The organism is Kosakonia sp. S42 (genome assembly GCF_016624785.1).
In the GTDB taxonomy this organism is placed as follows: Bacteria; Pseudomonadota; Gammaproteobacteria; order Enterobacterales; family Enterobacteriaceae; genus Kosakonia; species Kosakonia cowanii.
The window spans coordinates 19,418-34,249 of the sequence record NZ_JACVTW010000019.1; the positions used below are offsets into that span (position 1 = coordinate 19,418).

1 protein-coding gene is annotated in these 14,832 nt (G+C 59.4%); it reads right to left on the bottom strand.

Going from position 1 to position 14,832, the window contains the following annotated elements; translation table 11 throughout:
• Position 1: 1 nt before the first annotated feature.
• On the bottom strand, positions 2–14,821 hold the full coding sequence (locus IAE50_RS18105) for a hemagglutinin repeat-containing protein (RefSeq protein ID WP_200580896.1): 14,820 nt from the start codon (positions 14,819–14,821) through the stop codon (positions 2–4).
• Positions 14,822–14,832 lie beyond the last annotated feature (11 nt).

A 14,832-nucleotide genomic window follows, 5' to 3' on the forward strand; every position in this document is an offset into this window, starting at 1 on the left:
TTCATTTAACTTGTTCAAAATTGACAATGTTTTTATTAAAAATGTCCATCCCTTTACCTTGTCCAAGCTGCGTCGTCATTTGTCCACCTTCAACCTTAAATCGGATGTTTGTATCCATCCATTTTCCTGCCTGAGTCGACATGTTAGGTAATTCTTTTGCTGCTGCAGAATTTGCAGCAATACCTATCTTTTCAAGCTCTGAGAATGTGCCGGGCTTAACCACTATTTTTACTGTCACTCCATCATATTTTGATGAATATCCTAATACCGGAGAAACAGAGGTTTCAGTTGTGGCTGGCATAATTCCTGTTCTTTCAAATTGTTTGAATTGTTCAGGAGACATAGTGCGATAAACAATTTCATTTCCGTGAGCATCATATTGTTGTACTGGATTTAGCGGATTTTTAGACTGAGTTGCAGGTACACCTATTGTTTGTTTCCCTGCCTGAGCCGTTCCCTTTCCGGCAACATTATCATCAATAGCATTCTTATTATTTGATAAATAAGCCAAATCATCCTTATTTGGCGCATCCGGAATCGGTGTAACCGTAGTACTTCCACCTGTACCAGGCGCATCGCTATTATTACCTGTATTATTCGGTCCAGTGTTTACTTGACTACCGTTTCCGGTGTTGTTCGGCCCGGTATCTGGCTGGCCATCATGATTGCCTGTATCGGTAGGCCCTGGATTAGCTGGATCAGTATTCCCTGTATGACCCGGCCCGCGAGTCCCGTCACGGCTCGGATCGCGTACTGCACACTGCTCACGCGTACCCTCACAGCTCCCACCGGCATTCCAGTCATCGCCGTTTGCCCAACCTTTGCTTCCGTTTCCGGTCGCTCCGGCTACTACGGCTGCTGTATTTGCGGCTGCTTCCGCAGCAGCTCCCATCATGCCCAACGCATTATTCTCAACCGTCGTTTTCCCGGCCTGCGCCGCTGCCACCACACTTGCACTGCTGTCGCCCACCAGGCCGCCGGCAAGGCCGGATGCCAGAGTTGCCAGTGCAGAAACGGTCTGTTTCTCTTCCTCGCTCAGTTCACCAACGGTTTTATGGTACGCGTCAACGGCAATTATCCCTGCCAGTTCGCCGGTGGCGGCTCCTGCCGCTGCGGTCGCTGCATCTTTTTTGCTGGCTGCCGCCAGCGCGGCATTTACCACGGCGTGGGCCAGCACGCGTGCTTGCCAATCTGTTTCGGGAATTAACCTGGCAATCTCATTCGCCAGGTAAGGTGCGGCGCCACCAGCAATCGCTGATTTGAGATCGCCCCCCGCCAGAGCCTGCACTGCGGCGGTTGTGGCAGTGATGGCACGCTGAACGCTGCCGCCCGTGCCCTGCTGTGTTTTCGCAAACTCACGGTTATAGAAGGTCTGGTACATCTGGTCACTGATAGCCTCATCAGTAACCGGCTTCCCTGCCTTCTGCAGCAGGGTGATGGCTGCCGCGCGGTCTTTCTCATCCGCGTGTTGCATACTGGCTTTGGCGTTTTCCGTCGCGGTGATCTTCGCGTCGGTGCGCACAACATCCGAGACCTGGCTGCCAATCTCGCCAATCAGCTGTGCGGTTTGCAGCCGCCGTTGCTCTTTTTCCTTGTTGAATATCGGGTCGATGCTGCCGTTGGCATGTTCCGTGTCGCGGCTCAGCGTGCCGACATCCTGCTGCTGATTCGCGGTATCGCGCACAATCACCGTACCGTCAGCCACCGCTGATTGCGTGGTGCCTTCGGCATGCCCGCTACCGCCGAGCCCGGTCAGCATGTTGCTCGCCATATTGCCGATCACGTTGCCGGCAATGCTTCCCCCGGTGCTGAACCCGCCGCCAACGTGTTCGACTTTGTAATCCGCTTTGTTGGCGATATCCGTGAAGCCAAGCGTACCGGTATCGAGCCGGTTTTTGTCAGCCTCTGCGCGGCTGGCAAGCACCGCGCCATCCAGTTGCGTATGGCTGCCGACCGTAACATCGAAACCACCTTTGCCAGCGAAGATCCCCGTCTGCTCCTGCACCGAGTCGTAGTTGCTCTTCATCTTGTCGCGGCTGTAGCTGAAGCTGCCACCCGCTCCGCTGCCGAAGGTGTAATTCAGCCCGCCGCTGACGCTCTGCTGCTTGCTGTTATAGGTGTCGCTGTCCTGTAGGCTGCTCAGCGTCAGGTCTCGGCCAACATCCGCCGTCACCTTGTCGCCATTAACCTGCGCACCCTGCAACAGGGTGTCGCGCCCGCTGCTCAGGCTGACATTTTGCCCGGCATCCAGCGTGCTCTCCTTCCAGGCGGTGCCGTTACCTTTCTCGCCGCCCTTGGCGGCGTTGCCGCTGGCGGAAACGGTAAACCCTGCGCCATCTTTTCCGGCAGTGATGCCGACGCCAAGGGAGCCGCCCTTGCTGGAGTTGCTGCCGCTGGTTTTCTGCGTATCTGCCGCGCCCGTGAGGGTGATATCCCGCGCGGCATCGAGGGTGAGATCTTTCCCGGCTTTCAGCTCGCTGCCCGCAATGGCAATATCGCCGCTGTTCGTCGTCTGACCTTTGCCGCTGGCGGTGATGCTGAGATCGTTCCCGGCGTTAAGCGTGCTGCCGGTAGTGGTCTCCTGCTCTGAGTGGGAGGTGGATTTCGATGACTGCCCACCAATGGAGGCCATCACGCCGAACGCACCGTTCTTCGTCATGTCGCCACCGCTGACAGCGTCTGCCAGGCGGCTCGCCTGCCCGGCCTGAATGCCGGAAAGCGCCGCTTTGGTGGCCTGCAGTGCGGCCAGTCGTCCATCGCTCTGATCTTTGGCTTCCATGGCGGTGGTCGCCGCCGTGTTCACCGCATCGCCGACCGCGCCGGAGAGCGCCACCGTCAGGCCACTGCTCTTCTGCGTGAACGTCTGGTCACTGACGCGTTTGTCACGGCCAGGTTCGACAACCACACTGTCGCCGGAAAGGGAGAGATCCTTTTTAGCCACCAGATCTGCGCCGCCCACGTGCAGTTGCTCGCCCGCGTTAATCGCGACATTGCCACCATTGCTGCCAATGGCGCTCATGCTCTGGCTCTGGGTGGTGCCCTTCTCTTTCAGATCCTGCGTGGTTTTGCTGGTGCCGATGGTGAAACCAATCCCGCCGGAGCCCATCAGGCCGCTCTTTTTCTTCTCTTTGAACTGCCAGTTCGAATCCGTGTTGGTCGCAGCTTCAATATTGACATCGTGACCGGCACTCAGCACCACATTGCCATCACCCACCACATTCGAGCCTTTAACCAGCAGGTCATTGCCGGATTTGAGGGTGATGTTATCGCCGCTCAGCAACGTGCCGGACTCGCGCGTTGCGCTCTGCTCAGAGATGGTGTGCGTGGTGGTTTTCTTCAGGAACCCTTTCTTGGTTTTGGTTTGATCCTGGTAGTGGTAATCGCTCTCGGTGGCAGTCGTCAGGTTGATGTCACGCCCGGCCTGCACGCCGATATCGCCCTGCGCTGTCACCTGCGCCGCTTCGGCGTTCATATCGCGCCCGGCGATAATCGTCGTGCCCGCGCCGCTGGCAATCTCTGTACCCTGCTGGCGTACCTGCTCGTTGATAACGGTTTTTTTGCGGGCTTTATAACTGTCGCCCTGCGTCGTCTCTGCGGCTTGTAGATCGACATCGCGACCGGCCTGCATCCCGACCTGCTGCTCTGCTGCCAGCCCGGCGGCCTGGGAATGAATATCTTGCCCGGCGGTGAGGATCAGGTTACCGCCCGCACTGACGGTGGTGCGATCAAGCCCGGTGCTGTGATTTTCGCTGTTGCCGTTACGGCTGCTCTGGCGGGTCTGCTGCGCATTCAGGTTGAGGTCATTGCCCGCGGCAAGCGAAGCATCTTTTCCTGCGCGAACATCGCTGGCGGTCAGCGTTAAATCTTCGCCTGCCTGCATGGAGAGCGATCCGCCCGCCGTGATGCCGCTGCCCTGATAGCTCACCGTCGACCGGCTGGTCGGCGATTGACGCCGGAAGCCGGACTGACTGTAAGCATCGTTAATTTCAATGGCGTTGACGGCGATATTGCCGCCCGCGTCCATCAGCAGATCGCCGCCTGCCGCCAGGGTAGAGCCGGTGAGCGTGATATCTTTTCCAGCCGTGAGCGATAAGCCATCCAGCGCCGTAATGCTGGCGATGCTGCCAAGCGTGGTGTCCTTCAGGCTTATCGTGCCGCCCTTGCCCTGCGCATTGAGCGCAAACTGGTCGGCCAGAGTGATGTTGTTGATGCTGCCGTCGAGGCTCTCAAGCGCTACCGTTTTGCCACTGATGGCAGAGCTGATGTTGTTGATATCGCCAACGGCGCTGAGATCGACATTGCCGCCAGCTTTCAGCAGCGCATCGTTGGTGTTGATAATCTGCGAGGCGCTGTTAACGCTGAGATCGTTGCGCGCCAGCAGCGTGCTGCCGCTGTTGGTGACCTTGCCGCCATTAATGGTGACGTTGTTCCCGGCAATAACGCTGCCGTTATTAACGGTGACATCTTTCGGCGAGAGGTAAAGTTTCGGGATCATCACCGTTTCGCCGCCGATGGTCGCGCGCTCCCACCACAGGATGCTGTGGTCCAGCGCCGCAATCTGATCGGCAGTGAGCGCGATACCAAACTGCAGCCCCAGGGATTGCTTCGCGCTGGCGGCGTTATCCATCAGGTAGCGCATCTGCTCCAGATCGGAGCCGATACCGTTCAGGTAGCGGTTACCGGTCTGGTTCAGCATGGCATTGCTGACATAACGGGTATCAAATGCGGCATCACCGAGGAAACGGTAATCGTAATCCGGTTTCAGGTTGATGCGATCCAGCATGTAGGCTGAACCGAGGAACAGCTTCTCGTCGGTATACTTTGGATTGGTCTCGCGCGGCGCAACCAGTGTGGTCATGCCAGCCTTTACGAAGAGCGGGTTACCCGCCAGACCAGGCGTTGATACGCCAGCCCCGGCGATACCGCCAGGCGAACTGACAAGCTTCACGCCCTCTGACGGCGTCATTCCCTGCGGTAGCGACGGGCCATTTACCTGGCTCACTGGCGTAATGCCGCCAGGTAAGCCGGAAGAGTTCTGCCCGGTGGGCTTCGCCGCAGGGTTAACCCCGGCCGGCAGGTTCGCGGCGTTATAACCGGGCGCGGAGGCCGAGGGTGACAGCCCCAGCAATGCATTCAGGTCGCCGAACAGCGCCGGATCTAAATCACCCAGCCCGTCCAGTTTTGGGTTGAGGGTAATGAGATAGGGGCTTTTCGGGTTAGCCGACACCACGAAATAGCCGTTATTACCCGTTGGCAGCGGATAGGCACTGGTATCAACGGTTTTCCCCTGGTGCTGACCGGGGCCGCTGTTAGCGATATTTTTCAGCGCGGCCTGGGTAACATTGGCACTGGCCAGGCTTCCTGCATTACCGAGGCTGGCACTGCCTTTCTGCTGAACGCTGACGGTGCTGAGCGCCGTTCCGGCGGTTGTGCCATTGTCCAGCGAGCCGCCGCCGTTAATCTGCTGCAGCGCGTTTTGTAGCTGATCCTGCCACTGCGGCGAGTTAACGGACGCAGAGCCTGCGGCAAGCGCCTGTTTTGCCACGCTACCGCCAATACCCTGGTTGCTTAGGGTATTCAGTGCAGGAGCGGTAATCGTACCACTCACGCCACCCGCGTTGGAGGTGGTAGTTTCGTTACTGATATTGCTACTGAAGTTAGCGGTTACATTACCACCGCCCTGGATAACGGCGCGATAGAGGTCACCATTTTCCTGAGAAGTTTCTTGCTTGCTGTCTAAATGAAATATAACGCCTGCGTCGCGAATACCACTTTCCCGCATGTACTGCCTGAGTTCTTTTTCCGCTGGAATATCAGATTTAGTCGGGCAAAACGTATATTTCGGGCAATCATAAACGTATTTCTGCGTGACCGTTGTTTTCCCGGCCTGCGCAGAATTATTGTTTAAGGTGCCTCCCTTTAGCGTTATTGCTTTGCTGGCGAGAAGAGAACTGGCAACGTTATCCAACTTATCTGCATTAATGGAAAGATTGCCATTCGCCGAAATCCTGCCCGCGCCACCTGAAGCTGATACCGTTGTTACGGTTTCACGAACTACGACTGGCGGTGAACTCGCATTAGCGATCGGCACCAATGAATAGACAGTCGTACATGATTCGTTGCTGTGAGCACTGTGGCTACCGCCGCATTTTTCGCTTTCATGAAGCGCCAGCAAGCTTTTATCAAGGGAAGAGAGCTTGAACGTCATCGTTGCCGCAGGCGTACCAATATCCTTAATCAATTGGGTCGTGACGGTAAATCCATCCCGCTGATTCAGCAGATGCCCGGTTCTGATGGTGATATCACCGTTCTGCGTCTCAATATTCCCTGACGTGTTAACCACTTCACTATTTGCATTCCCCGCCGCATCACGCTGCATCGACAGGTTATTCCCTGCCAGCATATCGCCGCGCTGGTTGGTAATCGTGTTCGCATAGAGCGCCAGGTTGTTCGCCGCGTAGAGCAGCGCGGTGTTAACAATGCTTCCCGGTGCGCTGAGCGTCAGGCTGCCGCGGGTGCCGGTAAAGCCGTTTACCGCGATCCCGCCGCGGCTTAGCAATGTCACATCACCGCCGCCCTGCAGAGAGCCATTACCATTCAGCACAATCGTGCTGCCGCTTAGGGTGCTGCTGCCGTTGCCGGTGGTGATTTGCCCGTTGTTCGTCAGCTGCCCGCCTGCGCTCAGGTTGACCGCCTGGCCCTGCATCACAGACTGGTTATCAATTGCGCCATTGCTGCTGATGTTCAGATTCCTGCCCGCCGCCAGCGCCGTTTTAGCGGTAAAGGCATCGGCGAGTTGCAGCGTCAGGTTACCCAGCGCAACCACCTGCCCCAGCGCATTCATCCCGGTTGCGCCAACAAACAGATCGCCGCCGCTGAAGAGCTTGCCGCTGGCAGACTGATTCACTTGTGAGGCATTGACCGTCAACTGGCTGTTGCCCAGCAGCGTGCCGTTGTTAGTGAGCTGGGCGTAATTCAGTGCCAGGTTGTTGGCCTGGGTGGTGCCCTGGTTAGTGAAGGTGTTGCCGGTTAGCGTCATCTGATCGGCAAGCAGCGTCCCGGTGCCGGCGTTATTGGCCGCATTGAGGATCAGATTGGTGGCCTGTAACCAGCCCGCGCCGCTGTATTGCGGGGTGGTTAAGGTCAGACGCGCGCCGGAGAGGAGTTTGCCCGCATTTATTGCCTGTGCGGTGCTATCAATGCGGGTTTCGCCCGCGCCCTGAATGAACCCGTAGTTGAACAGCGATGGTGCGGTAAGCGTCAATCCACGGCTGCTCACCAGTTCGGCACCCGCATTGTTGGTCAGCGAGCTCGCCGTAAGCGTAAGATCACCGCCCTGGATTTTGCCCTGGTTGCCCACGGTTGCAGCGGTAAGTCCCAGCGTACCGTTGCTGGCAAACGTGCCTCGCGCCTGCTGGGTGAATGCGCCGTTGAGCGTCGCGGTCGCGCCGTCGCGCCCGCTGATGGCGCCGCTGTTATCGAGTGTGTTGCCCTTCAGCGTAAGGGTGGATGCCGCCCACTGCCCCTGGTTGGTGAGCGAGAGCGCCTGCAACGCCGCCGCGCCCATGGCGGTAATTTTACTGCCCGCCGTGGAGTTGAGATTGCCCGTAAGCGTCAGGTTCAGCGCCCCGGCGCTCTGCACCGCGCCGCCATTCTCCAGCGACTGGGCCGCCAAAAGCACCCGGTTCCCTTGCCAGCTCCCGGCGTTACGCACCGTCCCGGCGGTAATATCGAGCGTGCCCTGAGTGAGTAACGAGCCCGTCGCGCCGTTGCTCAGCTCAAGCGCCGGTGCCACCAGCGCCATGCGCGCCAGTGTGGTGACAGCGGGTTGACGGTTATCCAGTTGCAGGCCTTTCAGCCCGATCAGTTTGCCGGTGTTGGTGATGCGGCTCTCATGCGCCGCCAGGCTGTTGCCCTGCAGCATGCCGGTGTTGGTCAGCGACTGGCCGCTCAGCGTGATATCACCAGCGCTCAGCATCTGCCCGTCGTTATTCAGCGTCTGGGCACGTACATTCATTCCACCCTGGCTGGTTAACGAGCCGGACAAGGCCAGCGTATTGCCGACATTCGCCGTCAGCTCCCCCTGGCTCAGCAGCGAGCCGCCGAGTGTCCAGTTATCGGCGGCCACATTGACCTGGCTGCCCTGCAACGTCCCCAGCGTAGTGAGCGATCCGCTATCCAGCGTCAACGCACCGCCGCTCAGGGTGCGCGATCCTGCGCCGGTGGTCAGCGTGTCGCCGCTCACCGCCAGGCCATTATTGCCCTGCCACAAGCCGTTGTTGTGCAGTTCCGGGCCCGTTAACGTCAGGGTATTGCCGGTGAGGCGTCCGCTGTTCGTCAGGGTTTGCGCGCGTAAATCGGTCGCGCCGCCGCTGACCAGTTGCCCGTCATTGATGAGATCGGCGCCATAAACCCCGGTCAGCCCTTGCAAGCCGTTAACCAGCCCGCGGTTGTTCAGGCTTGTGCCGCTTAACGAGACGGTGCCGCCCTGCACTGTTCCGCCATTTTCCAGCTTGCCGGCATTGAGCGTCATGGCATCGCCGGAGAGCAAACGGCCGCCCGCAGTATTGATTAGCGTGTCCGCCGTGGCTTGCAGCCCGTGCGTTCCCTGCATCAGCCCGCTATTGCTGAGCGCTCTGCCCTCAAGGGTCAGTGACTGAGCGGCGATGTCACCGCTGTTGGTCTGTGTATCGCCACGCAGAACCGCATCCTGATGGGCAAGCAAGGTTCCGCTGTTGGTCAGCGTGCCGCGCAGTGTGGCGTCGAGAGCGTCAGACTCCACGCTGCCCCCGTTAACCAGCGTGAGCGCGTTCAGGGTCAGCCCGCCGTTCACATAGAGCTGCCCCTGGTTCTCCAGCCGATCGAGATTCAGCGCCAGCGCTTTGCCGCTGACCAGTTGACCCTTGCTGCCATTCAGCAGGTTAAGGGTGCTGAGCGTCAGGGCATCGTTGCCCTGCAACAGGCCGGTGTTGGTCAGTTCAGGTGCGGTAAGCCGCAGTACTTTTGCCGCCAGCTTGCCGCCGTTCTGGGTTTGTGCGGTGCGGATATCCGCCGCGCCCTGGCTCAGCATCTGCCCCTGGTTATCCAGCTTGCCGCTCAGAGTGGCGTTAAGATCGTCCTGCGCCTGCAGGGTGCCGCCGTTGTGCATATTGTCGGCGGTTGCAGTAACGGTGCGGCCCTGCATCTGTCCCTGGTTATCCAGCGTGCTGCCATTAAGCGTTAGACCGTTGCCGCTCAGCATCTGCCCACTGGCCGCATTCACCAGCGAGGCTCCATCCCAGGCGAGCGTGTCACTGCCCTGAATCAACCCGCTGTTGCGCACATCGCCGTGCAGGGCGAGCACTTTAGCCATCAGCGTGCCGTTATTCTCGCTGCCTGCCGCCTTAAGCGTCAGTGCCTGCTGGCTGATGATGCGCCCCTGGTTTTCCAGTTTGCCGCTAACTTCGGCATTCAGGCCATTTTTGCCCAGTGCGGTGCCGCTGTTGAGCCACTCGCCGGTGGCTAAATCCAGCGTATCGCCCTGCAACTGCCCGGCATTGACCAGGCGACCATTTTTAACGCTGACGGCGCCATTGCTCAGCACGACGCCGCCCTGCTCATTGGTCAGGCTGGTGCCGGTTGCCGTCAGGCCGTTCGTGCCCTGCAACGTTCCACTGTTGGTGATATCGCCCTGCATCAGCGTCAGGGTGTTACCCGCCATCAGGCCGCGGTTAAGCAGTGTCGGTGCGCTGAGCGTCAGGCCGCTCTCGCCGATGATGCGCCCGTTATCGTGGTTTATCGCCTGCCGCGTGAGCGTCAGCAGCAGCGAGGTGGCGGTCATTTCACCGCGGTTCTCCAGACTCTGTGCCGTCACGCTGCCGGTCTCTGCCGAGACCAGCCCGTCATTCACAATACTGGCTGAATTAAAGGTGAGATTTTTGTCGGCCAGCAGACGCCCGCTGGCGGCATTGGTCAGGTTACGGTAATCACTGGAGAGGCTGACGCCGTTGATCTCGCCGTCGTTGACCAGCGTGTTGCCACCAATATGCAGATCGCCATCGGTGGTGATGAGACCGCTGTTGGCTAATTCAGGGATGGCGAGAGTGAAGCCCTGCGTGGAGTAGATCGTCCCGCCGGAGAGGTTATCCAGTTTGCCGGTCTGAAGATCGAGTACGCGGGTGCCCTGCAACAGGCCGCTGTTGCGGATCTGCCCGCCGTTCATCGCGAGGGTGTCGGCAACCAGCGTGCCGCTATTCGCCAGCGTATTTTGTACGTTTAAATTGATGCCAGCAGCGCTGGACTTGCCGCTGTGGCTCAGCGAATTAGCCTTAACAGCCAGCGCGCCTTTGACCGCCTGCGTCCCGTTTAGGCTGACGCTGTCCGCATCGAGGGTCATATCGCCCCCGCTCTGCAACTGCGCCTGTTGCTGGCTGCTCAGCGTCCCGGCGTGAACAGTAAGCGCACCGCCAGCGTTTACCTGCCCGTCGAGATCGGCCTGCGTTTGTGCATGTAGCGCCACATTGCCGATACCGGTAATGGTGGAACCCGCACCGCTGGCGAGCGTTCCGGCCTGCACGCGCAGTGCGCCATCGGATGCCAGCGTGCCGCTGTTTTGCACCCGATCGCCCGTGATATCAAGAGCCTGCCCCTGTACCGTACCGGCGTTGTTAAGCGCCGTGACAGTAGCGGTGAGCTGGCCTTTTGCCGCCACCGCACCGCTGTTCGTTACTTCTCCGCCGCGGATCTGCGCCGCGCCCGCTGCGTTCAGCGTGCCGCTGTTTTTTAGGGTATCTCCGCCGATATCCAGCGTCTGGCCCTGCAACGTGCCGCTGTTGATAAGCGTCTGGCTATCGGCCGTTAGCTGGCCTTTTGCCGCCATCGTTGCCCGGTTATCCATCAGCCCGGCGCGCAGTTGCGTATCACCCGCAGACAAGGTTGAGCCGCTGTTGCGCAGCGTATCAGCGGCGATCTCCAGCGTCTGGCCTTCAAGCGAGCCGCTGTTATCAAGCGTTGCGCCTTCGGTGGTTAAGCGCCCTTTGGCGGTGATCGCGCCGCGGTTTTCCAGCGTGCTGGCACGCAGCAGCGCGTCGGAAGTAAAGGTCAGCTCCCCCTCGTTGCGTAACGTATCGCCGGTGAAGCCGAGGGAGAGCGCCTGAATGGTGCCGAGGTTATTGAGATGGGGAATGTTTAACAGCAGGCCCCGCACCGAATAGATCGAGCCGCCGGTCTCGTTATCCAGTTGCCCGGTGTTCAGGTTCAGCGCCTGGGTGCCCTGGAGCAGGCCACGGTTGGCAATCTGCCGTGCGTTCAGCGCCAGGCTATCTGAAATCAGCGTGCCGCTGTTGGTCAATCCATCCTGCGCGGTGAGTGCAATGCTTCCCGCACTCGTTCGGCCGCCGTGGTTCAGGGTGTTGGCCTTCACCTCCAGCGTTCCTTTCGCCCACTGCGCGCCGTTAAGCGTGGCGCTGTCGGCGGCGATCGCCATCTTGCCGCCGCTTTGCAACTGGGCGGTGCTGGTCAGCGTGCCTGCCTCAACCTCCAGCGATTTGTCGGCGTTGAGCTGCCCTTGCAAAGAGGCGTCACGTTTAGCTGAAAGCTGGAGGTCACCTTTGCTGTTGAGCGTGGAGTCAGCCGTTGTCGCCAGGGAACCGGCATCGATGCGCAGTGCGTCATCCGCGACCAGCATGCCGCTGTTGCGTACCTGATCGCCGCGCATATCGAGGGTTTTGCCTTGCAGCGTCCCGCTGTTTTCCAGCACATCACCTGCAATGCCGAGCGTCAGCCCCTGCATCACTCCCTGGTTGTTCAAGCGGCCAGCACTGGCGTTCAGGGCACCTTTTGCCGCCACGTTACCGCGGTTCTCCAGTTGCTGCGCGTTTAGCACCAGCCCGGTATCGGCAAGCAGCTTGCCCTCGTTTTGCAGCACATCGCTGGTGGCATTAAGCGACAGCCCCTGAATGGTGCCGCTGTTGTGCAGTTGTGGAATGTTGAGGATCAGATCCTGAGCGGTGTAGATTGTGCCGGTCGCCTGGTTCTCCAGCCGATCCGCCTGCAAATTGAGAGCCTGGGTGCCCTGTACTTGCCCACTATTGCTAACCTGCGCGGCATGCAGCGCGAGGTTATCCGCGATCAGCTTCCCGCTGTTGTTGATGCTATCTGTTGCCGTCAGGGCGACAGCGGCTCCACTCATCTCTCCGCTGTTGTTAATATTCTGTGTCGCCTTCAGGGCAACGACAGCCGCGCTTGTCTGCCCGCTGTGGTTAAGGGTTTTCGCCGTTACATTAAGCGCGTCCTGCGCGATTTGCGACCCGCTCAGCGTTGTCTCATCCGCGCTAAGATCCATGCGGCTCTTGCTTTCCAGACGTCCGGCGTTGCTGAGCCGGGTGGCGTTAGCCGTTAACTGGCCTTTTGCAGCAATGTTACCCCGGTTATCGAGCTGCCCGGCTCGCAGCCACAGGCCGGTATCGGCAAGCAGCGTGCCCTCGTTTTGCAGCACATCGCCCGTCGTGCTGAGCGACAGCCCCTGGATGGTGCCGCTGTTGTGCAGTTGTGGAATGTTGAGGATCAGATCCCGGGCGGTGTAGATCGTCCCGGTCGCCTGGTTGTCCAGCCGATCTGCCTGCAAATTGAGCGCCTGGGTGCCCTGAATCTGCGCGGTGTTGTTAATCTGCGCGGCATGCAGCGCGAGGTTATTCGCTACCAGCGACCCGCTGTTGTTGATGCTATCTGACGCCGTCAGGGCAACATCAGCCGCGCTGGTCTGCCCGCTGTGGTTAAGGGTTTTCGCCGTCACGCTCAGCGCATCCTGCGCGATTTGCGCTCCGCTAAGCGTCGCGTTATCCGCACTGAGATCGACACGCCCCTTGCTTTCCAGACGCCCGCGGTTATTAAGCTCAGTCGCGCTGGCGGTGAGCTGGCCTTTCGCCGCGATGCTCCCCTGGTTTTCCAGTTGCCTTGCCTTTAACCACAGGCCGGTATCGGCAAGCAGCGTGCCCTCATTTTTCAGCACGTCGCCGGTGATACGCAGCGACAGCCCCTGCACCGTACCTTGGTTGTTCAGCTGTGGCAGGGTGAAGTTGAGATCTTTTGTTGAATAGATCGTGCCGCTGGCCTGGTTATCCAGCAGGCTGGTGTTCAGGTTCAGCGCGTCGGTGCCCTGAACCTGCCCGCTGTTGCTGATGTGTGCCGCGCCGAGAGTCAGGTTATTCGCCACCAGCGAACCACTGTTGGTCAGGGTGTCACGGGCATTGAGATTGAGCGCGCTGGCGCTGGATTTGCCGGTGTGCTGGAGCGTGTTCGCCGTAACGTCCAGCGCCCCGTTCGCCTGCTGAGTGCCGTTCAGCACTGCATTATCAGCGCCGAGCCGGATATTACCGTTGCTTTGCAACTGCCCACTCTTGCCATTGTTCAGCCAGCTGGTTTCGGCGGTGAGTTGCTGTTTTGCTGTGATGGTTCCCTGGTTATCCAGTTGCCCGATCTTCAGTTGCGTATTGCTTTCCGACAGCAACGTGCCGCTGTTATGCAGCAGATCGCCGGTCAGGTTAAGTGAGCGCCCCTGAACCGTGCCCTGGTTGTTGAGTTGCGGCAGCGTGAGCGTGAGATCCTGCGCGGAGTAAAGCGTACCGCTCGCCAGGTTATCGAGTTGAGTGGTGTTGAGATTCAGAGCCTGGGTGCCCTGAAGTTTCCCGCTGTTGGTAATGTGCGACGCGCCCAGCGCCAACTCTTCCGCCACCAGCGAGCCGCTGTTGGTAATCGTATCCTGGCCGGTCAATGCAATGCGACTCGCCGTTGAAGTTCCGCTGTGGGTGAGGCTTTTTGCCTTAACCTCCAGCGTCTCTTTTGCCACCTGAGTGCCGTTCAGCGCTACTGCCTGCGTTCCGGCGATGACCATATTGCCGCCGGTCTGATGGTTTCCATTTAGCGTCACACTCTCGCCGCTCGCGGTTAACGATCCGCTGGCGACACTCTCCCGGATGACCATTTTCCCGTTGGCATCAAGCTGGATATCGCCCTGCCGCGCGGCCAGGTTGCCGAGGTTCACCCCGACGCCTTTTTCGGTTGAGACCAGATGAATACGGTTGGCATACATGCCGCCGAGCGCGCCGGTATCTACCGCCACGACCGGCGCCGCGCCTTCGCCAGCAATCGGTGTCGCGTTTCCGCTGGCATCGACGCGGTTAGCGCCTGCGGTTACCGTTAGTGCTTTCGCATGGATCGCGGCGTTCACTTCGGTGGCGCGGGAGATCAGCGACAGGGCATCGCTCGCGCTGGCGTCCAGCCCCTTCCCTTCCACCGTAATGGTGCCTTTTCTCACCTCCAGCGCAGAGAGGTTGCCCGCCGCGTCAAACTGCGGTTTACCGGTCGTCAGCGTAGCATTCGGCGTGTTGATAAAGCCGCAGCCATTACAGGTGATGCCATACGGGTTGGCGACCATCACATTCGCCGCTTTCCCCGCCACTTCGGTATAACCCTGCAACTGGGAACGGCTGCCGCCGGTGACTTCGTTGATAATGCCGCGCGCTTCCTGGCCTGCGCGCAGGTTCGGGTTGTTCTGGACAAGCCCGCCCAGCTGCGTCTGCGTAAGCTGACCAGTGGCGTTATTGAGGATTAACCCCTCGGCACCGACGTTGTAATCTTTGAACTGGTTATGGGAAATACCCGCGCCGTTAGGCGTGGCGATATTAACCACCGGCACGCCATTGGCGGCCTTGTCCATGGTGGCCGGGCCATTCGGCGTGATGGCCGCGGCAAAGGAAGGCGCAACGGGCTGCCAGACCAGCAGGCTGATGATCAGCCAGCTCAGCGCGCGTTGTGAGAAACGAACAGGTTTGACAGTATCCATTGCCTTCTTCC